The organism is Haloferax marinum, assembly GCF_009674625.1.
Lineage (GTDB): Archaea > Halobacteriota > Halobacteria > Halobacteriales > Haloferacaceae > Haloferax > Haloferax marinum.
This window is the reverse complement of sequence record NZ_WKJQ01000001.1, coordinates 1,353,971-1,374,393: the sequence shown is the minus strand read 5'-3', so window position 1 is coordinate 1,374,393 and position 20,423 is coordinate 1,353,971. Positions and strand designations below refer to the sequence as shown.

29 protein-coding genes and 4 tRNA genes are annotated in these 20,423 nt (G+C 60.5%); 19 read left to right on the top strand and 14 right to left on the bottom strand.

The window, feature by feature from the left end; genetic code table 11:
* The first annotated feature begins 27 nt into the window (after positions 1 to 27).
* The 10 genes from GJR99_RS06995 (at position 28) to GJR99_RS06955 (ending at position 5,727) form a co-directional block, all read left to right on the top strand.
* The gene (locus tag GJR99_RS06995; protein WP_151110604.1) at positions 28 to 1,239 is read left to right on the top strand and encodes an MFS transporter; all 1,212 of its coding nucleotides are present in this window, start codon (positions 28 to 30) and stop codon (positions 1,237 to 1,239) included.
* A gap of 102 nt (positions 1,240 to 1,341) precedes the next feature.
* The gene (locus GJR99_RS06990) at positions 1,342 to 2,196 is read left to right on the top strand and encodes a DUF5995 family protein (RefSeq protein ID WP_151110602.1); all 855 of its coding nucleotides are present in this window, start codon (positions 1,342 to 1,344) and stop codon (positions 2,194 to 2,196) included.
* 87 nt (positions 2,197 to 2,283) lie between these two features.
* Positions 2,284 to 2,787, top strand: coding sequence for an SRPBCC family protein (locus tag GJR99_RS06985; RefSeq protein WP_151110600.1), 504 nt, complete (start codon positions 2,284 to 2,286; stop codon positions 2,785 to 2,787).
* A 96-nt stretch (positions 2,788 to 2,883) separates the two neighbouring features.
* The gene (locus GJR99_RS06980) at positions 2,884 to 3,267 is read left to right on the top strand and encodes a winged helix-turn-helix domain-containing protein (protein ID WP_151110598.1); all 384 of its coding nucleotides are present in this window, start codon (positions 2,884 to 2,886) and stop codon (positions 3,265 to 3,267) included.
* Positions 3,268 to 3,272: 5 nt separating this feature from the next.
* Positions 3,273 to 3,479 carry a hypothetical protein gene (locus GJR99_RS06975; RefSeq protein WP_151110596.1) on the top strand — a complete coding sequence of 69 codons (207 nt, stop codon included), beginning with the start codon at positions 3,273 to 3,275 and terminating at the stop codon, positions 3,477 to 3,479.
* The gene (locus GJR99_RS06970; RefSeq protein WP_394351055.1) at positions 3,479 to 3,643 is read left to right on the top strand and encodes a DUF7560 family zinc ribbon protein; all 165 of its coding nucleotides are present in this window, start codon (positions 3,479 to 3,481) and stop codon (positions 3,641 to 3,643) included. Before GJR99_RS06975 ends, GJR99_RS06970 begins: the two co-directional genes overlap by 1 nt.
* 131 nt (positions 3,644 to 3,774) lie before the next feature.
* Positions 3,775 to 3,921: a DUF7560 family zinc ribbon protein gene (locus tag GJR99_RS17410; RefSeq protein WP_191967086.1), complete on the top strand. Its 147-nt coding sequence runs from the start codon at positions 3,775 to 3,777 to the stop codon at positions 3,919 to 3,921.
* A 105-nt stretch (positions 3,922 to 4,026) separates the two neighbouring features.
* Positions 4,027 to 4,488 carry a pyridoxamine 5'-phosphate oxidase family protein gene (locus GJR99_RS06965; protein WP_151110592.1) on the top strand — a complete coding sequence of 154 codons (462 nt, stop codon included), beginning with the start codon at positions 4,027 to 4,029 and terminating at the stop codon, positions 4,486 to 4,488.
* Positions 4,489 to 4,593: 105 nt separating this feature from the next.
* Positions 4,594 to 5,238: a helix-turn-helix domain-containing protein gene (locus GJR99_RS06960; RefSeq protein ID WP_151110590.1), complete on the top strand. Its 645-nt coding sequence runs from the start codon at positions 4,594 to 4,596 to the stop codon at positions 5,236 to 5,238.
* Positions 5,239 to 5,331: 93 nt separating this feature from the next.
* Positions 5,332 to 5,727 carry a winged helix-turn-helix domain-containing protein gene (locus GJR99_RS06955; protein ID WP_151110588.1) on the top strand — a complete coding sequence of 132 codons (396 nt, stop codon included), beginning with the start codon at positions 5,332 to 5,334 and terminating at the stop codon, positions 5,725 to 5,727.
* Positions 5,728 to 6,115: 388 nt separating this feature from the next.
* Here GJR99_RS06955 and GJR99_RS06950 read toward each other — a convergent pair.
* From GJR99_RS06950 to GJR99_RS06910, 9 genes are all read right to left on the bottom strand, one after another.
* Positions 6,116 to 6,189, bottom strand: a tRNA-Phe gene (locus GJR99_RS06950).
* A gap of 49 nt (positions 6,190 to 6,238) precedes the next feature.
* On the bottom strand, positions 6,239 to 6,964 hold the full coding sequence (locus GJR99_RS06945; protein ID WP_151110586.1) for a DUF2270 domain-containing protein: 726 nt from the start codon (positions 6,962 to 6,964) through the stop codon (positions 6,239 to 6,241).
* A 183-nt stretch (positions 6,965 to 7,147) separates the two neighbouring features.
* Positions 7,148 to 7,342: a cold-shock protein gene (locus tag GJR99_RS06940; RefSeq protein ID WP_151110584.1), complete on the bottom strand. Its 195-nt coding sequence runs from the start codon at positions 7,340 to 7,342 to the stop codon at positions 7,148 to 7,150.
* Between the two features lie 161 nt (positions 7,343 to 7,503).
* Positions 7,504 to 7,698, bottom strand: coding sequence for a cold-shock protein (locus GJR99_RS06935; protein ID WP_004057907.1), 195 nt, complete (start codon positions 7,696 to 7,698; stop codon positions 7,504 to 7,506).
* Between the two features lie 178 nt (positions 7,699 to 7,876).
* Positions 7,877 to 8,320, bottom strand: coding sequence for a universal stress protein (locus tag GJR99_RS06930; RefSeq protein WP_151110582.1), 444 nt, complete (start codon positions 8,318 to 8,320; stop codon positions 7,877 to 7,879).
* Between the two features lie 103 nt (positions 8,321 to 8,423).
* Positions 8,424 to 9,722 (bottom strand): hypothetical protein, encoded by a 1,299-nt coding sequence (locus tag GJR99_RS06925; RefSeq protein ID WP_154325954.1) that lies wholly within the window; start codon positions 9,720 to 9,722, stop codon positions 8,424 to 8,426.
* A 234-nt stretch (positions 9,723 to 9,956) separates the two neighbouring features.
* Positions 9,957 to 10,030 (bottom strand) — tRNA-Phe (locus GJR99_RS06920).
* 61 nt (positions 10,031 to 10,091) lie between these two features.
* The gene (locus tag GJR99_RS06915; protein WP_151110580.1) at positions 10,092 to 10,772 is read right to left on the bottom strand and encodes an SRPBCC family protein; all 681 of its coding nucleotides are present in this window, start codon (positions 10,770 to 10,772) and stop codon (positions 10,092 to 10,094) included.
* A gap of 45 nt (positions 10,773 to 10,817) precedes the next feature.
* Positions 10,818 to 11,213, bottom strand: coding sequence for a VanZ family protein (locus GJR99_RS06910; protein WP_151110579.1), 396 nt, complete (start codon positions 11,211 to 11,213; stop codon positions 10,818 to 10,820).
* Positions 11,214 to 11,298: 85 nt separating this feature from the next.
* On the opposite strand from GJR99_RS06910, the gene GJR99_RS06905 reads away from it, so the two are divergent.
* Complete coding sequence (locus GJR99_RS06905; protein WP_151110577.1) at positions 11,299 to 11,670, top strand: hypothetical protein; 372 nt, start codon at positions 11,299 to 11,301, stop codon at positions 11,668 to 11,670.
* Positions 11,671 to 11,800: 130 nt separating this feature from the next.
* Here the strand turns inward: GJR99_RS06905 and GJR99_RS06900 are convergent.
* Positions 11,801 to 11,874 (bottom strand) — tRNA-Val (locus tag GJR99_RS06900).
* Between the two features lie 94 nt (positions 11,875 to 11,968).
* Here GJR99_RS06900 and GJR99_RS06895 point away from each other — a divergent pair.
* The 5 genes from GJR99_RS06895 (at position 11,969) to GJR99_RS06880 (ending at position 16,210) form a co-directional block, all read left to right on the top strand.
* Positions 11,969 to 12,466, top strand: a complete 498-nt coding sequence (locus GJR99_RS06895; RefSeq protein ID WP_151110575.1) for a DUF192 domain-containing protein — start codon at positions 11,969 to 11,971, stop codon at positions 12,464 to 12,466.
* A 40-nt stretch (positions 12,467 to 12,506) separates the two neighbouring features.
* A complete protein-coding gene (locus GJR99_RS06890; protein WP_151110573.1) occupies positions 12,507 to 12,776 on the top strand; it encodes a DUF7538 family protein in 270 nt (89 codons plus the stop codon).
* Positions 12,777 to 13,178: 402 nt separating this feature from the next.
* A complete protein-coding gene (locus GJR99_RS17725) occupies positions 13,179 to 13,304 on the top strand; it encodes a hypothetical protein (protein ID WP_255518302.1) in 126 nt (41 codons plus the stop codon).
* A 69-nt stretch (positions 13,305 to 13,373) separates the two neighbouring features.
* Positions 13,374 to 15,371, top strand: a complete 1,998-nt coding sequence (locus GJR99_RS06885) for an ABC transporter ATP-binding protein (protein WP_151110571.1) — start codon at positions 13,374 to 13,376, stop codon at positions 15,369 to 15,371.
* A gap of 116 nt (positions 15,372 to 15,487) precedes the next feature.
* The gene (locus tag GJR99_RS06880; RefSeq protein ID WP_151110569.1) at positions 15,488 to 16,210 is read left to right on the top strand and encodes a creatininase family protein; all 723 of its coding nucleotides are present in this window, start codon (positions 15,488 to 15,490) and stop codon (positions 16,208 to 16,210) included.
* Positions 16,211 to 16,264: 54 nt separating this feature from the next.
* Here the strand turns inward: GJR99_RS06880 and GJR99_RS06875 are convergent, their stop codons facing one another.
* Positions 16,265 to 16,693, bottom strand: coding sequence for a DUF5790 family protein (locus tag GJR99_RS06875; RefSeq protein WP_151110567.1), 429 nt, complete (start codon positions 16,691 to 16,693; stop codon positions 16,265 to 16,267).
* Positions 16,694 to 16,801: 108 nt separating this feature from the next.
* Positions 16,802 to 17,143 (bottom strand): dihydroneopterin aldolase family protein, encoded by a 342-nt coding sequence (locus tag GJR99_RS06870; protein WP_151110565.1) that lies wholly within the window; start codon positions 17,141 to 17,143, stop codon positions 16,802 to 16,804.
* Between the two features lie 100 nt (positions 17,144 to 17,243).
* Here GJR99_RS06870 and azf point away from each other — a divergent pair, with 100 nt between their 5' ends.
* Entirely contained in the window at positions 17,244 to 18,032 is a 789-nt protein-coding gene (azf, locus tag GJR99_RS06865; protein WP_151110563.1) for an NAD-dependent glucose-6-phosphate dehydrogenase, read from the top strand.
* A gap of 18 nt (positions 18,033 to 18,050) precedes the next feature.
* Here azf and GJR99_RS06860 read toward each other — a convergent pair whose 3' ends face one another.
* Positions 18,051 to 18,668: a DUF309 domain-containing protein gene (locus GJR99_RS06860; protein ID WP_151110561.1), complete on the bottom strand. Its 618-nt coding sequence runs from the start codon at positions 18,666 to 18,668 to the stop codon at positions 18,051 to 18,053.
* 310 nt (positions 18,669 to 18,978) lie between these two features.
* Between GJR99_RS06860 and GJR99_RS17950 the strand changes: the two genes are divergently transcribed.
* Positions 18,979 to 19,197 carry a DUF7564 family protein gene (locus GJR99_RS17950; protein WP_151110559.1) on the top strand — a complete coding sequence of 73 codons (219 nt, stop codon included), beginning with the start codon at positions 18,979 to 18,981 and terminating at the stop codon, positions 19,195 to 19,197.
* A 407-nt stretch (positions 19,198 to 19,604) separates the two neighbouring features.
* On the opposite strand, the gene GJR99_RS06855 is transcribed toward GJR99_RS17950, so the two are convergent.
* Positions 19,605 to 19,677 (bottom strand) — tRNA-Arg (locus GJR99_RS06855).
* Between the two features lie 181 nt (positions 19,678 to 19,858).
* Between GJR99_RS06855 and GJR99_RS06850 the strand changes: the two genes are divergently transcribed.
* A complete protein-coding gene (locus GJR99_RS06850; RefSeq protein ID WP_151110557.1) occupies positions 19,859 to 20,347 on the top strand; it encodes a hypothetical protein in 489 nt (162 codons plus the stop codon).
* The last annotated feature ends 76 nt before the right edge of the window (positions 20,348 to 20,423 follow it).

Here is a 20,423-nt window from a genome sequence, read left to right as displayed (position 1 = left end):
TTTGTCCTCTCTACCGTCACGTCAACTGTGAGTGCGTCGAAGTGGCGAGTTCTCGGGACGCTCGCCCTGGCCGAACTGTTCGCGATGTCGCTGTGGTTTAGCGCGAGCGCTGTCGCCCCGCAACTCGCCACGGCGTGGGGGTTGGCCCCCGAGCAAGCAGGGTTGCTGACGACCACCGTCCAGTTCGGATTCGTCGTCGGGGCGCTCGCCTCGGCCGCGCTGACGCTCTCGGACGTGCTTCCACCGCGCTATCTCCTCGCTGGGTCGGCACTCGTCGGTGCGGTCGCGACGGCGACACTCGCAACTGTCGTCACGTCACCCACTGTCGCACTGACGCTCAGGTTCGTCACCGGCGTCGCCCTCGCCGGCGTCTACCCTCCGGGGATGAAACTCGTCGCCGGGTGGTTCAAAGAAGAACGCGGACTCGCTATCGGGGCCCTCATCGGTGCACTCACCGTCGGCTCTGCGCTTCCGCATCTGCTCCGTGCCGTCGGCGGCATCGACCGCCCCCGACTCGTCCTCCTCGGTGCGGCGGCACTCGCAACCGTCGGCGGGGCCATCGTTCTCCGCGTCCGCCCCGGACCGTACCAGTCCCCTGCTGCACCGTTCGACCCTGCCGCAGTTCGGCGCATCGTGCGTGACCCGCCGACGCTCCTCGCCAACACTGGCTACTTCGGTCACATGTGGGAACTCTACGCCGTCTGGACCTGGCTTCCCGTCTTTCTCACACTCGCCTACGACGCCTCCGACCACCCGCTCGCGACGCCCGAAGCGGCCGCGTTGACTGCATTCGGCGCTATCGCTATCGGTGGTCTGGGTGCGCTGGTCGCCGGACGTGCGGCCGACAGTTGGGGGCGAACTACCGTCACAGCCGCGAGTATGGTTCTGAGCGGCCTCGCCAGTCTTACGGTTGGGCTCGTCTTCGGTGCGTCACCACTCGTCGTCGTCCCCTTCGTCCTCGGGTGGGGGTTCGTCATCGTCGCCGACTCCGCACAGTTCTCTGCCGCCGTGACTGAACTCGCAGACGCCAGTTACGTCGGGACGGCACTCACACTCCAGACGGCCTTCGGGTTCCTGTTGACCGTCGTCTCCATCCAACTCACGCCCATCGTCGCCGACGCCGTGGGGTGGCAGTGGGCGTTCGCACCGCTCGCCCTCGGTCCTGCTGTTGGCACGCTCGCGATGTGGCGACTTCGACGGCATCCCAGTGCCGCGAAGTTGGCCGGTGGGCGCGGGTAACCGACTTCGCGGAGCGTCAGTCCACACTGACACTGCCGCTGTCCTGATTTTCCTGGCGACGGCATCGTTATGCATTCGACGCGCGTATCGACTCCTCATCGTATGCGCCGGACGACACTCACCGAAGGTCGGAAACTTGCGACGGCGGTCCGAACCTCGAACCCGTCGCTTTCTGCTGTTCGTCCCGACCCGTCGTCCGAGATACTCCGACTCGTCGAAGCGCCATTTCGCGACGTTGCCGACGCGCACGACCGCCTCGTGGCACTCGAATCACTCCTCTACGAGCGCGGTGACCGACGGGCAGCGTTCTTGACGATTTACGCGCGGGTAACCGCCGAAGTCGACGCCGGACTCGAAGACGAGGAGTTCGCCGACTCCGCGTGGGTTGCAGCGTACCTCGTCACCTTCGCCGACCACTACCGCCGGGCGTTCTACGCCTTCGAACGCGGTCGCTTCGAGGCTGTTCCCGACCCATGGCGTCTCGCGTTCGAGACCGCACTCAGTGGACACTCGCTCGTGACTCAAGACGTCCTCTTGGGCATCAACGCGCACGTGAACTACGACCTCGCCCTGGCGCTCTCTGAAGTCGGAATCGACCCGGACAGACGGGCGAAGTACGAGGACCACTGCCGTATCAACCACGTCCTCCAGCGACTCGTGGACGAAGAACAAGACCTCATCGCTGAACGCTACGCCGACGGCGTCGCCGACATCGACGAATCGCTCGGCAGGCTCGACGAGACGCTCTCGTTTTTCACGCTTCGTGAGGGTCGCCGGAACGCCTGGCGCGGTGCAGTTGCCCTGACCGACGGCCGGTACGAACCGGTCAAACGTGCCGTCCGGTGGTTCCTTCGGAGCGTGACCATGGGCGCGGGCCACTTCATCCTCGCACCGACGGCGAACGCCACGCTCCGCGACCGATTAGAACGGGTCGAAAATGGCGGGGGCGGCCAGTAGGCGCGAGGCGTCACCGACGCACGACCGAGTGGTCGATTTGGTGGAGAGCGTGCTCTCTATCGTATACGCCAACAGGCGACCACCGACATGCACACAGTAAGCCAACGACGAACGATTCCTGCACCACTCGACGACGTCTGGGCCGTCCTCGACGACTTCGGCGGCGTCGAGAACTACAACCCGAACGTCGAACACGCGCACATCACGAACGGCATCGAGACCGGTGAGGGTGCGACGCGCCAGTGTGAGTTCTACGACGGGTCGTCGGTTCAGGAGCGAATCGTATCGTACGACCCCGAAACGGGATACGACGTAGACTTCGTCGACGTCGGGTCGATACCGGTCAAAGAGATGCACGCCTCGATTCGTGTCCGCGAACTCGACGACGAGACCACCGAAGTGGAGCTGACCTCGCGGTTCGTCCCGAAGTTCGGTCCACTCGGGTGGGTAGTGGCGAAACTGCTCATGAAGCCCAAACTGGAGCAGACGCTCGCCGACGTTCTCGAAGGCCTCGAAGCCCACATCGAGACGGGAACGCGAATCGACGAGGAGAGTCGACTCCTCGACGCGCAGACGCGGACCACGACCTGAGCGACCCTCGTTTTCGGCCTCCGTTCGGGGGAGTACTTAAACTACCCCAGATAGCGCGGTGATAGATACCTCCGGATAACGCTCGTGTTTCTGAGTATGAACTCGTCCACTACGCTCACCGCCAACGGTACTCTCGGATTCGACTCTCGGCAACAGAACACCGCAGAACCAGCTGCCGTCCTCTCTGCCCTCAACGACGACGACAGTCGGCGTATCCTCGCAGTGTGCGAGGACCAACCACGAACCGCACAGGAGTGTGCGGACCTGTGCGACATCCCGCTGTCGAGCGTCTACCGTAAACTCGAACAGCTCTCTGACGCGTCACTTCTCGACGAAGGTCGCCGCATCCAACCAGACGCACACCACCCCCGAGAGTTCTCGACGCAGTTCGACTCGCTCTCGCTTTCGTTCGACGCTGGCGTCTCGGTCAACTTCCGACAGGTCGCGACCGACGGTGGTGAAGAGACCAAGGGGCGCTGAGTCCGATGTCAGCCCAACGCCCACTCACGCGTGATTTCGGCAAGTTGTTCGTCGAACTCACTGGCCAGACGACGCTGACCGAACCACAGGATATCGTCGCCAGTACCGTGACAGAACTCCGAGCAGAGGATATCGAAATCGCAGAAGACGTGGCGATAACTCTCAAAGAGACCGGGATGGAAGACGCCCTCGAATCACCTGAGGTAGACTAATGATGACGGGTTCCGCAGCGAACGAGTACGTGTTCGAGTGTCCACAGTGTGAAGAACAGTTCGAAGTCAACGACGGAATGCGAGACGCGCTCCTCGAACGCGGGTGTCCGGTCTGCACCGCGTCGGTTTCGCCCACCGCATTCTCTCCGGTTTCGACCAGATAGGCGGTTCGTCTCGAATTTCTCACGCATTCGACACCTACACCCCTCTTTTCTTCGTCTTTCTGTTGGTATCTGTTCTTCCGCTCGGAGAAACAGTAGGCTACATATACGTGTGAATCACGAGTATGATGTACATGCCCGACGGCACAGACTTCACCTTCGTCTGCCCCGAGTGCGCAGAGTCCATGGTGGTAAACGGCCCAATGCGCGACGCACTCATCGAAAACGGATGTGTCGTCTGCGCGTCGTCAGTCTCGAGTCAGTCGTTCTCTCGGGCTTGAAACGCCGGTTTCACCACTTCAGTGTGGCAATCTGCCGACTTCAAACGCCTTCGCACCGATAAGTAACAATGATAACGTCCCCCGCGAGTCAGACCATACGAACCGATGTCTTTGGACCAACAGACAAACCTCTCATCTGACGACGTCGACGCGCTTCTCTCGCGCCACGAGACGGGAGTGTTGTCGCTCGCGAAAGCGGACGAACCGTACGCGATTCCCATCTCTTACGGGTACGACACCGTCGGTGGCCGGTTCTACCTCCGTCTCGTATCGACGCCCGAGAGCGAAAAACGTGCGTTCCTCACCTCGTCGCCGGACGCTCGCCTGGTCGTCCAGGAGTCTGGCGAAGGTGTGTACCGAAGCGTCATCGCAACGGGGACACTCGAGCGGGTTTCGACGGACGATCTCACCCCCGAACGAATCGTCCAGTACGGGCAGGCGAAACGCCCACTGTTCGAGATTTGGGCGGACACGAAACGTGACCTCGACATCCAACTCTTCGAACTCGTTCCAGAGTCGGTGAGCGGCCGTGAGGTTCGCGTCGACCTCGACGAAGACGCCAAATGAGCACGCTGCTCAGCACAGACACGACTCCATCCCACCGTCTCGGCGTCTCAGTGACAACTATTTGTTCGGCCGAATCCAACCGTCGTCAGAACGCGTAACTCTCTCATGCCCTCCGGAATTCGTGCAACCGTCGAATTCGATTCGCCGGTCTGTCAAATTGCGTCGATTGCCCAAGCGACGGACTCTATCGTCAGTTCCGTTTCGACGAGTGTCGCGACGCCTCCAGAATCGGTGAGCGTCACCGAGTTCGTCGTCGATGCCGAAGACCCATCCGAGGACGTCGACGTGGAACCCATCTTCTCGTACGGGACCAAACACGTCTATCGAATCTCACACGACGGGAGCGTCGATTGCCCCTGTGAGTGTCTCGGTGAGTTCGGCTGCCCGATAGACCGCTACTTCACCAACCGTGGAAACGTCACGCTCGTCTTTCACGCCGCTGGCTACGAACAACTGCAGGACGTCATCGGCGAACTCCGAAACCGGTTCCCGAGCGTCGATATCAAGCGACTCGTCAGGTCTCCGACCGGCGAATCGTCGGAAGACAACATCTTCGTCGACCGGGCGCGACTCACTGCTCGACAGCTCGAAGTGGTTCAGACCGCCTACAAGATGGGCTACTTCGAGCGTCCGAGACGGGCAAACGCGACCGAAGTCGCCGCCGAACTAGACATCAGCCAATCGACGTTCTCCGAACACCTCGCGGCCGCTCAGACGAAACTTCTGGGCGATATCCTCGAAGAAGGATAGCGGTGGTTCTCACCCTCCCCAGCGAGGGAGTATATAAACGTCCCCGGATAACGTGGTTGTCCGTTAGTCACTGTACAGTTACTCTACAGAGGTATGAGTCAGGCATCGCTTCCACAATCCATTCGTTCTCACATTCGCAACACCTCTGACGAAACCGTCGTCGACGACCAAGAGACGGTGGACGCACTCTTCGACATGCTCGACGACGAAGGCTGCCGCTGCATTCTCGAAGCAACGGACGAAACTGCACTCTCTGCGAGCGAAATCTCTGAAGTCTGTGACCTCCCTCTTTCGACGACGTACCGCAAACTCGAACCACTCACGGAGACTGGCCTCCTCTCGAAGAGTCTCCGTATCTCTCGGTCTGGGAAACACACTGCCGAGTACACGCGTGCAGTCGACGACGTGACTGTGTCCGTCTCTTCGTCCGGGTTAGAAGTACGTATCACGCACCTCGACGCGAGTCAGGAATCGACTGTGACTGCCTGAATCGGCTCTTCTCGCTGGCTCTTTTGCTGAGATAACTCTCTGAGGTCGACGGAGAGACGGAGTGTGTCTCCTTTCGACAGAGTTGAACGTGGTGAGACTTCGTCTCGTCTGCTCGCGTGAACCTCACTCGCTCGCTGGTTCTGAATCACAGAAGTACCGCCTCCCGGATTTGAACCGAGTCGAGACGGACCGCTCACGTCGTTCGCGGTTGCGACTCGCCGGGTTCAGAATCCGCTCGGGTCGCACTCTGGATTCTGCTGCGGTTCGCTCCGCTCACCGGTCAGAATTACAGAAGTACCGCCTCCCGGATTTGAACTTTGGTCACTTCGTTCCCGAGTTCAAATCCACTCTGTGAGCAGTTTCACTGCTCACGTAGTTCGCAGGAAAATGCCGCCTCCCGGATTTGAACCGGGGACAGCTCGATCTTCAGTCGAGTGCTCTCCCAGTCTGAGCTAAGGCGGCGCAATTCGACAGACGCACAGGGGAGAAAAAACCATTTCGGATTGCCGCGCTAGGAGTCGTCTCGTTCCGGCGGGTTCCACCCTGTTACGTCACTGGGGATGAGTTCACCATTGACGTTCCACTCTCGCGGCCGGAACGCGATACCCCCGAGTGTCGCGTAGAAGCCCGCCACGACGGCGACGACGACGTGTCCGGGGACGGTCCCGACGCCCGCACTGGCGACGAGACTCGCGTGGTCCGTGTACGCGGTCAGTTGGACGACCCACGCGACGAGCATCACGAGGAACAACGGGAGATACACCCGTCTCAGTCGGTGTGCGACCGCCTCTTCGAACGGTATCTTCATGTTCGGTGTGCGGTAGTCGCTCCCGAGTTTCTGTCGCCAGTTCTCGTCGACGACGCCACCTTCGGGGTCCAGTGCGTACGCGAAGACGTTCTGTTGGAACATCCGAACGCGTGAGCGCCAGATGTCGTACGCACGGAACCGTCGAGACTCGATTCCGAGGAAGATACTCAGCGTCACGAGGCCGAGCAAGATGATGTAATGGGGATGTGTCTGTGCTGAAAAAGACCACGTGAGTATCCCTGCCATCAGTGTAATCGCCCAGTTACTCGTCCGGTCCAGTCGCTCACGCCACGACTTCATCCGGTGAATCTCTCCACGATACAGGTGGGCGAACGACGACCCAGGACCCATCGTCTCGTCGAAGAGGTCTGCACCGATGTGCGAATCTGGTGGGACGGGGTGGGCTGTGCGCTCCCTCTCGGCAGACATTGTTGTTCATTCTATGCACAACTGCCGAAGGGTATGAACCTTCTGCCTACCTGAGGAGACATTCAGCCATTCGAGTATTGCAAAACATTACAATTCTATCCGCCACGGCGCGTCGGCGCTGTCGCTCGTCGGTGTGTAAAATAGGGTTCAATAAGCGATACGTCTGTGTTGGTGTTCGGACCGTTAGAGTCGCTTGACGTTAATCGCGCGTGGGCCCTTCGGGGCGTCTTCGATGTCGAATTCGACTTCCTGACCCTCTTCGAGGTCCGGACCGCCTACGTCTTCCATGTGGAAGAACACGTCGTCGTCCGCGTCGTCAGTAGAAATGAAACCGTAGCCGCCAGTGTCGTTGAAGAAATCAACCTTACCTTTCGCCATTGCCTTTGTATAACGACCCTGTGAACAGTTAACCCTTCCGCCTGTCTCAGTCGCTGTTCTGAATCGAGCGACTGGACGCCCAACGCAACCGCTCACGAGCGGTGAAAAACGGAAGAAAGTTCGTCAGTGTGTGAAGTTACCGGCGGTGAACGAAGACCTGCTTAGAGGCGGGTGACGTTCGTCGCGCGGGGACCCTTGGGGGCCTGTTCGATGTCGAATTCGATCTCCTGACCCTCTTCGAGGTCCGGGCCGCCAACGTCTTCCATGTGGAAGAACACGTCGTCGTCCGCGTCGTCAGTAGAAATGAAACCGTAGCCGCCAGTGTCGTTGAAGAAATCAACCTTACCTTTCGCCATTGCCTTTGGATACCCGAGCGTCGCACGGATAAGTCTTGTGAAGAGAACAGGAGGAGGGAGATGCACGATTTGGCCCTCCTCGAACTCTCTCGGTGTCGTCTCTCTCCAAGGGTGTCTCCCCACCGTCACGTTCTGGAGGCGCTACACCCTCGCTCGAATGCCCGCTTCGGAGAGTTCTTCACACGACCCGTACGGGGACGTCGGTGTGCCCGACGACACGTTTCGTCGTCGACCCGATGAGCAACTTGTCGGGGTCGCTTCGTCCTCGCTTTCCCATCACGATGAGGTCGATATCCATCTCGTCGGCGTACTCGATAATCTTCTCTTCCGGGATACCCGATTCTACGACGACGACACACTCGACGTTCGCTTCCGAGGCGAGGTCCTCGACTTGCGTCGCGAACTTCCGACCTTTCTTCGTCAGTCGCTCTCTGGTCTCGGCGATGTCACTCGGGACTGCGACGTAATCGACGTCACCCATATCCATGACGTACATCGCGTGTACTGTCGCGCCGTACTCGTTCGCTAGTTCGACGGCCTGCGTTGCCGCACGCATCGCCGCTTTGCTCCCATCTGTCGGAACGAGAATCTCGTCGATATGGTTCGCTCTTTGGTCTGTCATACGTAACTGTTCGTCACTGTACACGATGAATTGACACTCCCGCTCTCACGAATTGAGAGTAGAACCGCTGGGTCAGCCCCCGAGACCGATTCTCGTCGCTGGTTCAGTCGTCATCGTCGTCATCGTCATCGTCATCGTCGTCGTCCCAGTCGTCGTCGCGGTCGTCATCGTCGTCGTCCCAGTCGTCGTCGCGGTCGTCATCCTCGTCGTCCCAGTCGTCGTCGCTTCTCTTTCCCTTCTTTCCCTTCTTTCCCTTCTTGCGGTCTCGGTCGTCGTCGTCATCCTCGTCGTCGTCGTCGTCCTTGTCGTCTTTCCACTCGTCCCGCTTGTCTTTCCAGTCCTCTCGTTTTTCCTTCCGTTTCTCGCGTGCCTCGTCGCGGTCTTCTTTCCAGTCGTCGTCGCCGTCGTCGCGTTTTTTCTGCCACTCGTCGCGGTCTTCTTTCCACTCTTCGCGTGCCTCGTCGCGGTCCTCTTTCCACTCCGGTTTCTCTTTCTTTTCTTCTCTTTCCTGGTCTCTGGACTGCTCAGTAGGCTTTTCAGCCGGTTCTTCCTTTGTCGGTTCGGTTGGTTCTTTTTCGACCGGTTCGGTTGGTTCTTCCTCTACCGGTTCGGGAGAGACCGGTGTCTCGGTTTCGACGACGGTCTCACAGGTTATCGTCACCGGGTCTGTGAGATTCAGCGACTGGCGTGTCAAACTGTTCCAGCTTCCAGTGAGCATCTGCCACGAACGGATGTCTCCCTCGTAGAGTTCTCCGTACAACGCTGCGGCCTCGTTATACCCCGGATAGATGGTGATAGCGAAGTCACCGTCGAGATAGCCGAGGACCCCACCGTCCGTCTGACTGTTCCGCCACGTCCAGTCGATGACGTGCTCGCTGCCGGTCACGTCCCACCGGTCGTTGTTCGACCGGGCGAGTTCTCCCGTGTCCGGGTAGGTGTAGAGGTCGTCTTTCACCAGCCACTTCGCGCTGCTCGGGACGCCGGTGACTCGCCACGTGACGTTCCCTTCGCTGTTCCCTCCACCGTGGACGGCGACGAGACTGACGCCATCTGGCCCGTGGTAGAGGAACATCACAGTCGAGGACTCCGCTAGCAGATACGAGAGGCCAACTGACTCGTAGTACGGTCCCTCTCCGGGGTCTGTCGAACCGTTGTCTCCGCTGTAGTAACTCGGGATTCGAAGGTCGTAGAGTTCGCGAACGGGCACGTCGCCCGTGAGGAGGCTCACCTCGAATTCTCGGCTCCCCTGTTTCACACGATACACTCGCTGTGGCGTGTCGAAACCATGAACTGCACCGGCCTGTCCACCGAGCGCACTTGCGAGGAGAAGCCCACCTGTCAACTTGAGCGCGGACCGTCTGTTCAGCGACCAGTCGCCGCGAGAACTCGAAGGGTCTTTCATCGGTTTTGATTGACAAGTATGTTGTATTGTTATGCGTAGCTTACAGCGGATTTACGCCGTACTAACGTGGTTTACCACCTTGGTATCTGCCGGTTAGATGAGACGTTACGTGGGTCGATGGTGGTGGAGTTTCCGGCCGACGCGAACGTGATTCTCTCGGTCGCACGGGGTGGGTTGCTCGTCGGGGTAAAACCACACAACTGCTGTTCTCGTCCCACGTGGTTCGCAGGAAAATGCCGCCTCCCGGATTTGAACCGGGGACAGCTCGATCTTCAGTCGAGTGCTCTCCCAGTCTGAGCTAAGGCGGCTTACATTCTCTCGAAGCCGGAGGCAACGAAAAAGACTTTCGAATCGCCTGTCGGGAACCGGTTACCGACGCCGACCTTCCGTCGCGCTCGCTCGCGCACGTTCAGCCCGTTTGCGGATACCTTTCAGCATCTTCCGCTCCATGGCGAACTGCACGGGTTCGACGACGAGACGGTTCACCACACGACTTCCAAGCGACGGTGAGTGCCCGCGGAACCGAACGATAAGTCTCGTTGCACTGGGCGACACTTCGTGCAACGCGAACGTCCACGTCGCCTCGCTCGAGCCGGTTTCCCACCCCGGTGCGCTCAAGACGAGCGTCCGACCGGGGTCTATCAAGGCAACACGAAACGACGGTGCGTTCGAACCCGGTGGGCCGAGTCGAATCTCGTCACCGACGCCGAGATGCTGGTGTTCGGAGAGGATGTGGTCGGCGTTGTGTATCTGCAGCCCGAAGAGGTTCTCCAGTCGCTCGTAACTGTAGAACCCACCGCGACCCTGTCCTAACTGGACTACCCACGGCCAGACGGCCCGCGCCGACGCCGCAATCGTAATCGCCCGCGTGGATACCACGTCGGCGTCACCGACGAAGTCGTCGCCTGGGAGTGTGCCTGTCGCCTCAGCGTCTGTCGCACCCCATCGCCTGTGCCACGGTCGGAGTGCCAAGAGATACGCGCCAGTCAGCGCGAGTCCCACAGTCCCGAGTGCCCGTCCAAGTGCCCGGAGTACGCGTTGTGTGCCCATGTGCCTCACTTCTCGGCTGGTGTTAGACAGGGGGGTGTGATAATGCTACCTGCCAGTTTGTAATCTGGTCACAGCGTACCAGAGGACGCCACCGACGAACGCGCCGAACAGGTTCGCACCCATGTCCAGCAGGCTGAACGACCGGTACGGGAGGAGCGCCTGCACGAGTTCGATGCACGCGCCGAAGACAGCCGCCACGACGACTGCAGTCCCACTCTCTGTCACCCCTCGTGCCTGCAGAGCGTACGCGACACCGAACCCGAGACCCGCGTACCCGACGGCGTGAATCCACTTGTCGAGTCCGACGACGCCGAGCGGTCCGGTGGGCGTGAGACTCCCCGACGCCGCTGGCAACACTGAGGCGACGAAGACGACGACTGCGTATCCGAGGACGACGAGGGTGCGTCGAGGGTGTGCACGGAGGGTGTCGATGGCGCTCACTGAACGAGAGTGGGTGCGTTTTGGGCTAAAAGGGTTCGTGTGAGTCGGGAAAAACGATTTCATCATCTCGCTCGTCGGACAGGTCGTGATACCAGACCTACTCGTCGGTCTCGGAATCAGCGGCTTCTTTCTCTTTATCGGGATTGCACCGTGGTACCATCCAACGCTGTTTCTCCCGTACTTCGACTCCGACGACGTCGACCCGTGGCCGCAGTTGTCGTTCACGCTGGCTGCCTATCTCGGCGGGGCGTTCTTCGTACTGACCGTCGAGGTTAACCTCTACTTCGTCCAAGCAATCGTTTCGGTCACAATCGGCGTGGCCGTCCTCCTCCGTCACGACCGAAACCCACGGGGCGACGACTCGATATGGCCGTCGCGGGGTGCGGCAAAGGCCAGTCTCGGTGTCGGTGGGGTGTTCGCGTTCTTCGGTGTGCTCGCCACAGTCGGTCTGATTTGAACGATGGCACTGGCGGATTCGAACTCCAATTTGTGGGCTCGGGTGGATTCGAACCTCGGTCGCTACCGCTCCCTGATTCGAATCGCCCTCGGTTACGAATTCGTGCTCGCTGTCGCTCGCACAGAATTAGTGGGCTCGGGCGGATTCGAACCACCGACCTCAGCCTTGTAAAGGCCGCGTCATAACCAACTAGACCACGAGCCCTGCAATTCATTCGAACCGGTTCGCGCAAATAACGGTTATTGTTTCGTCCGACCCCCGGAACGCTTAGACATACGGCTGCCATCTCTGTAGCTGAATGATCTCTCGCGCACGAATCGCCCTCTTCGTCGCGGCCGTCGTCGTCGTCGTCGCCACCGTTGCCTATCTCACCAACCCTGCTGCCGTGCCGGGAACGACCGACGACTACGAGCGAACCACGCTGACGGTCGTGGACGACGAGACGGGCGAAACGCTCGCAACTGTCGACGCACGCGTCGCCGACACCTACGCCAAGCGCTACACCGGATTGAGCGACACCGAGTCGCTCGCGAAAGACGAGGGAATGTGGTTCGTCCACGACTCGCCGGGGAGCTACGCCTACGTGATGCGCGATATGGACTTCCCGCTCGACATCGTCTTCGTCGCCGAAAACGGCACCATAACCACCATTCACCACGCCGAACTCGACCCCGAAGGGACGAGCGAGTCGGACCTCACCCGGTATCGTGGGACGGGGAAGTACGTCCTCGAACTCCCCTACGGCTACACGAACGAGACGGATATCGAAGTGGGCGACCAGGTCCTCGTCGACTGAAAGCGAAACGACCGAAGGGGTGGCCACTGTGTCTGCTCACATGGGCGACCACGTTGACGCGCTATCCGAACTCGAAGGCTGGTTCGCAGAGGAGTTTGCTGCACGTGTCCACTACCGCGGCGCCGACGACGCCTACAGCATCGAGTACTACGAACCGTCGAACTGTGTCCTCTACTGGAAGGTGAAAGAAGACGGCGAGACGGCGGTCCCGGTCGGACGCGGCACGGTTCCAGACCCGCTTCGGACACGAATCCGGGAGGACTTGGCCGAGTCGGGACTCGACCCAGAGATAGAGTCTCGTGTTCTCTAGGGCGACCGCCTCCACCTGCGGCCGCACTCGCTCACAATCGCCGATTCGGAGACGTTAGAGAGCTCTCGCTCTCGTCTACCTGGTTATTCTCACGCTCTCAGCGGACTCCGCAGAGATGGACAAGCGAGAGGGAAATCCCTCTGTCCCCTACACCGGGCCGGGCACCCCGGATAGGAGACAGTGCTGGTGTCTTCAGAGGCACCCCAGCATAAGAGCGTTTACTCACACGCCCTATTCAAACTACTGCTCACTCCAAATTTATCGAATACTACTACAATAAACTACAAGTCAAATGTGCAAAGTTGGATGTTAATCTGGGCTCACCGAGTACCGCCGGGTCGTCTCCGACGTTAGAAAACTGTAGGGGGCGACTTCATCCCGGCCCGCGGCTATCTGTTCTCGTTGTTCCTCGCCGTCGGTCGCCCCGAGTTCAGACTCCCTGTCTCGCTCGCGCTCATCGCGGCGACGTTCGCCCGCTCTGTCGCACAGGGTGTCGTCACCGTCCGAGCGCTTCGGGCCACGAACTGACCGACTGGGAACCGGCGGAGGCCACCCGCACCCGAGAACTTTACTGTGAGCGCCCCTTGAAACGTGTTCGTGCCTCCTGATACAGACGACGACCCGTTCGAAGACCAGAAAGAACGGGTCGAAAACCCGATGCGGCGGTTGTTCTCCGAATACGGTCGTGAGAACACACTGCAGTTTCTCGTCGGTCTCTTCGCCAGCATCGCCGCCCGCGTCTTAGATTTGGTCCCACCGGTCGTTCTTGGTCTCGCCATCGACGCCATCATCAGACAAGAGAAGTCCTTCGCGGCCGGATTCCCCGTTATCCCCGAAGCGTGGGTCGCACCGTTCGTCCCCGCGACACAGTCCGGGCAGTTCTTCTTCGCCGTCGGAATCATCGTCTTCAGTTTCACCGGTGGTGCGGTGTTCCACTGGCTCCGAAACTGGGGTTGGAACTCGTACGCGCAGAACATCCAGCACGCCGTCCGCGTCGACACTTACGACCGGATGCAACTGCTCAACATGGACTTCTTCGCGGACAAACAGACCGGCGAGATGATGTCCGTCCTCTCGAACGACGTGAACCGACTCGAACGGTTCCTCAACGACGGCATGAACTCCTTTTTCCGCCTGTCCGTGATGGTCCTCGCCATCGCCGCCGTCTTGCTCTCGTACAACTGGCAACTGGCGCTCGTCGCCCTCCTGCCAATTCCACTCATCGCCCTGTTCACGTGGAAGTTCGTGGACATCATCCAACCGAAGTACGCCGACGTCCGCTCGTCTGTTGGCAAACTCAACTCGCGGTTGGAGAACAACCTCGGCGGTATCCAGGTCATCAAGACGTTCAACGCAGAGTCGCACGAATCCGACCGCGTCGACGGCGTCTCGATGGACTACTTCGACGCCAACTGGGACGCCATCAACACCCGAATCAAGTTCTTCCCGGCACTGCGAATCCTCGCCGGCATCGGATTCACGCTCACCTTCGTCGTCGGTGGTCTCTGGGTCATCAACGGGGAAGGACCCGGTCCGTTCACGGGGACGCTGGCAGTCGGTGAGTTCGTCACGTTCATCCTCCTGACCCAACAGTTCGTCTGGCCACTCGCCCAGTTCGGACAGATTATCAACATGTACCAGCGTGCGCACGCCTCTAGCGCCCGAATCTTCGGGTTGATGGACGAACCCGCCCGCCTCGCCGAGAAGGCCGACGCACCTGACCTCACCGTCTCCGAGGGTCGCGTCGAATACGACGACGTCACGTTCGGATACGACGACGGCGAGACCATCGTCGAAGACATCTCGTTCGAGGTTGGCGGCGGTGAGACGCTCGCACTCGTCGGTCCGACCGGCGCGGGCAAATCCACCGTGCTCAAACTCCTGATGCGGATGTACGACGTTTGGCCGACTTCGAAGAAGTCTGCCACAGCCCATCAGAACTCAGAGAGTTCTGAGGACGTGGACGACGGGTCGGTCAGAATCGACGGACAGGACGTCCGCGACGTGGCACTATCGAGTCTCCGCGAGTCTATCGCCTACGTCAGCCAAGAGACGTTCCTGTTCTACGGAACCGTCGAAGAGAACATCGCCTACGGGACGTTCGACGCCAGTCACGAGGACATCGTCGCCGCCGCCAAGGCCGCCGAAGCCCACGAGTTCATCTCGAACCTCCCAGAGGGCTACGACACGAAAGTGGGAGAGCGCGGCGTGAAACTCTCGGGTGGCCAGCGCCAGCGCGTCTCTATCGCCCGCGCAATCCTCAAAGACCCCGAAATCCTCGTCCTCGACGAGGCGACCTCGGACGTAGACACCGAGACGGAGATGCTCATCCAGCGGTCGCTCGACAGACTCACCGCCGACCGAACGACGTTCAGCATCGCTCACCGCCTCTCGACCATCAAGGACGCAGACCAAATCGTCGTCCTCGAAGACGGTCGTATCGTCGAACGCGGCACCCACGACGACCTGCTGACTGCCGACGGTCTCTACGCACACCTCTGGGGCGTTCAAGCCGGCGAAATCGACCAACTCCCCGACGAGTTCGTCGAACGCGCCGCGCGCCGACAGGCGGAAGTCGACGCCAGCGACGATTGAAGAGGGCCTCCGGTTCGCTCTCCGACGCTCTGACTCTCCGACGCTCTGACTCTCCCACTCTCTGACTCTCCGACGAAAGCGCCTACCACTAAGGCCACCCCACCCATTCTCTCGCTATGCGACTCTCCGAGGCCACCTGGACCGACGCCGCCGACCTCGACACCGACCTCGCGGTCCTCCCCGTCGGGAGTACCGAACAACACGGGCCGCACGCACCGCTCGGCACGGACTTCCTCAACGCCGAATCTATCGCCGAAGCAGGCGCCGACGCCTTCGACGGCGACGTCGTCGTCGCCCCGACGATTCCGGTCGGTATCGCCGAGGAACACCGCGCCTTCGACGGGACGCTGTGGGTCTCTCCCGACACCTTCCGCGCGTACGTCCGCGAGACTATCGAGTCGCTCGCGTTCCACGGATTCGACCGCGTCGTCGTCGTCAACGGTCACGGCGGCAACGTCGAAGCGCTCGCGGAAGTCTGTCGGCGACTCTCGCGGACGGGCGACGCCTACGCTGTCGCGTTCACGTGGTTCGACGCCGTCGGAGAACACTCGAAAGACATGGGCCACGCCGGCCCACTCGAAACGGCACTCCTCCGGCATACCCACCCCGAACTCGTCCGTGAAGACCGAATCGACGAGGCGAGAGATGGCGCAGCAGCTCGCTGGGGAGAGTGGGTTTCGGGCGTCAACCTCGCCCACGACTCCGACGAATTCACCGACAACGGGGTCGTCGGCGACCCGGCCGATGGCGACGCGGCGCGTGGAGAAGAACTGGCGTCGCTCGCGGCCGACGCACTGGCGTCACTCCTCGACGCAGTCGAGGCGCGTGGCCGCGAGTGAGACGGCGACCGTTCGACACGGACGCGTAGTTGGCTGTCGGTTCTTCGGGTTCGGTTACTCTTCTTCCTCTTCTTCTTCTTCGTCGTCGGCCGCTTCTGCCGCGTCGGTGAGTGCGCCACGAAGTTGCGGCATCGTGTTGGTGAGTTCGCCGACGAGTTCGTGGGCCTCTTCGACCATCCCGAGGAGTTCTTCGAGGTCTTCGATTGCTTCTTCGAGGTCCTCCGGGTCGTCGAACGCGTCGGCGCGTTCGCCGATGACGTACCACTTCTTGGCCTGTCGCAGGTGTTCGGTGGCGTCTTCGACGTTCAGCGAGGAGCGAAGGCCGTTGAGAACGCCGAGAACGTTGTCGGCGTCGGCGTTCCACACGTCGTCTGCGTCGGGGAGAACCGCACGCGCCTCGTCGAGATGTTCCTCGACATCTGCACGCATTTCCGCTGCTGCCTCTCCGAACAGGTCGTCGTCGCCGAGGGTAGCTTGACTCATGCCAACACGTTCGGCACGTGGGGGTTTAAAAACGACCCCGAAAGTGAAAGTGAAATCGCGCGACTCGGTGGGAGTCGAGGCCGATTTCTCGCGTCGGATGGACTACCCTCACTCGACCGAGACGAGTTTCATCAACGGGTAGCCGTCTTCCATCTCCATTCGCGTGTCGACCGTGACGCCTTCGTACTCGATTCGCATCTCGACTTCCATGAACCGACCCGTGAGTTCGGTGTAGTCGGCCGCCGAGTCTGCGAGTTCTGCGTCGAGTTCGTCGTCGAGGATGTCGACCGAGACGGACTCGCAGTACGGTTGGTTCTCGATGGCCTCTGCCATCGCGCGTTCGAGACTGCGTGCACTGGCCGGCGAGACGGGCGTCCCCGCGAACTGGTGGTAGAGCGTGCCGAACTTGATGCCTGCCTCGAAGCAGGCCGTCTGTGGGTCGGTGACCATGCCGAGTGATATGTCGTTCGCGGCTAAAGTTCGCCGGTTGAACGTGTTTGCAGGCGCGAACCGGTCCTTACTTAGCCTCCCTCGGCGGACGTTGAACCGAATGGACCAGCCGGTTTTGCTTACGGGGGCTGGCGGGCGCGTCGGCCAGGCGATACTGGGTCACATCGGCGACGCCTACGACTGGCGGCTGTTAGACCGCGAGCCATTACCCGACGAGAAGATTCCTGACTCCGTCGACCCGACGGACGTGTACGTGGCGGATATCACCGACGAAACTGCCGTGAAGAACGCGATGGAAGGCGTCTACGCGGTCATCCACCTCGCCGGTGACCCCCGCCCAGAGGCACCGTGGAATAGCGTCCTCCGGAACAACATCGACGGTACCCAGAAGATGTACGAAGCGGCGGTCGAGGCGGGTGTCGAGAAGTTCGCCTTCGCGTCGTCGAACCACGCTGTCGGCGCGTACGAAACCGAAGAGCGCACTCCGGACATGTACCGCTCTCACCACGAGTTCCGTCTGGATGGAACCGAACTCCCTCGCCCCAGCAACCTCTACGGTGTGAGTAAGGCCACCGGTGAGACGCTCGGTCGGTACTACCACGACCACCACGACATCTCTGTCGTCAACGTCCGTATCGGCAATCTCACGCAACACCACCCGCCCAAAGAGTACGAACGTGGACAGGCGATGTGGCTCTCGTATCGCGACTGTGCACATCTCTTCGAGTGTTGTGTCGAGGCCGACTACGACTTCGAAATCGTCTACGGCATCTCCAACAACGACCGAAAGTACTACTCTATCGACCGCGCCCGCGACGTGCTCGGTTACGACCCAGTCGACAACTCTGCCGAGTATACGTTCGAGGGCGAACCGCTCGACGAAGTCTGAACCTGCGTCGATTTTTGACTACTCGAACAGCCCACTGACGTCGTCTTTTCGCCGCCGCCGCAATCGGACGTGTTCTCCCATTCGCTGATAGACGAGTCCGCGCTGAACCTCGTTTTGCACGAAGTCGAACACCATCGCCGTGAACTGTGTCTGTGTCCCGTCGGCGACTTCTTCGCGGGCGTACGCGACCGCGTCCGCGACGATTGCCTCGTCGTATCCGTCTAACTCCTCTGCGAGCACCTCGGCGGCGACGGCGATCGCGTCGAAATCGAGTTCGTCGGGTGTGACCACGTGGCCGTCGACACGAAGTTCGAGTGGGTCGTCTCGAACGGCCACGTCGGGGTCGGATTCGAGTTGCGCGAGATACGCGCGAACCCCGTCGAGTTCGACGCCCCGGTAGGTGTCTGGAAGGCCATCGAGATACCCCTGGGCGCTCTCGGCCAGTCCGGTCGCACCGGAGTGGTTTCCCTCGCGGGCGTGGTGAACGGCGGCAGTAAACTGGATGAGTCCGTGGAGGAACCGCTCGTCGTCACTCCCGTCTTCGAGGTCCAGCCACGTCGATTCCCACGCGCCGTGGGCCGCCCGATACGACCCGGCGTTGTAGATGGCGACACCGGCCCGAAGCGAGTCGTCCATGGGCGTAGTGGGCCGTTGTCGCGTAAAAACGTCCGCATCCACCGCGCCACCGCGTCAGAATCTGCGGTTGAACTTCACTCGAAAACAGATACTATTCGCGACGATATTCGAAATCTGCCACGTTTGACACACCCACCCCGACTCAGTGTCACTGTTTGGTCACGTCTACGCGGTAGTGGTTAGTATAGCGATAACTCTGTGCCGTGTGGGGATTACCCTGTAAATTGAGGTCATACTTATCCGTCTCGGCGACATATGTGGTGTGATAGCACATGAACGCCCACTCAACCCTCGACCGAGGTTTCGAACGATGACTCAGTCTCCCGTGTGTATCCGCTGTGGTGACAACTACATGTTCACCCGGATGTACAAAGGCAATTACTGTCCAGATTGCCACGAAGCCTGGGCTGTCGCTCCTCGGTCCGAGGTGCCTCCACGTCCCCGGCCACGCAGTGCCAGGACACCCTCGACTGTCCCTCGACAGGACGACGAGACCTTTGGGCCCGAACCCCCGTACGACGAGGCCTAAACTCACATTTTCGACTGGCTCTGAGTGACGACGCCGGTCGGTCAGTGTTGTGTGTCAGCGGTAGTCTCGTCGATACTGGTTTTTACCGACAGAGAAATCGAGCGCCCGTGCCCCCGAGACAGAGAGGGTTCTCTGGGGTGGTCACACCGAACAGACCGAGAGCCACGGAGGGCTCTCGAAGGTTGGGTTCTGAAGAGAAACGTCAGGGCTGAACGTAGTGGGTGCTCTAACGGATATCTGAACACCGTGAGACGCTTCACGCCTCACGAACTCCCGCTCGTGGACTCGCGGGAATCCACTCGCAAATCAGAGATTTGCTCCCTATTCAAATCTCCTTGGAGTCCGTACACATACAGAACGAATCGAGAGCCACGGAGGGCTCTCGAAGGTTGGGTTCTGAAGAGAAACGTCCTGACGGAGATTTGAACTCCGGTCCCTGGCTCCGCAAGCCAGGAGGATAGTCCACTACCCTATCAGGACTGTCTTGCTGCACTCACAGGTACTGGGTGGTTACTTAAGACGGTTACGATGTGAACTCTCAGTGAACCGCGGGACCACGGCACGGGGACGGAGTACGAGACGACCGACCGAGGCGAGTGTTTCGGCCGGGTGTGACCACCTCGACGCAAGGACTTTTTGCGGACGTGTCGTACCCCCGACAGTGAATCGACGCGCCATCCTCGCTGGAGTCGCTGGCTTGTGCGTCTCGCTCGCGGGATGTGCGGCCGACGACGGAGACGCCGACGACGAGCAGACGACGACGGCGAAGACGACAGAACCGACACCAAGTTTCCCCGTGTTGGTCGAACGGTCGCTCTCCCCGGAATCGGCGGAGAACTGCCCGACTGAGGGACAGGCGACCATCCACACTGCCACCGACGGTGTCGTCCCCATCGACGGGTGTCTCTGGGGACCGACTGGGTGTTCGGTGCTCCGCCTCGCGGCCGCTGACTACGACACCGACTCGGACACTGCCAGCGTCACAACCGAGACTGTCGAAGACGTCTCCCCTGACGAAGCGTGTACACAGGCGCTCGTTGCGCTCGGCTATCGAGTGGAACTTCGGTTCGAGTACCAACTCCCTCGACGTGTCGTCGTCGTCCACGACGACGCGAACGGGACCCGGACGGTCGCAGAACGCGAGATATGAGTCCTGATTTCGAAGCGTGGTTCACGCCCTCGACCGTCTCGATACCGCCGCGAAGGTTCTTACGTGATGCCGAGGC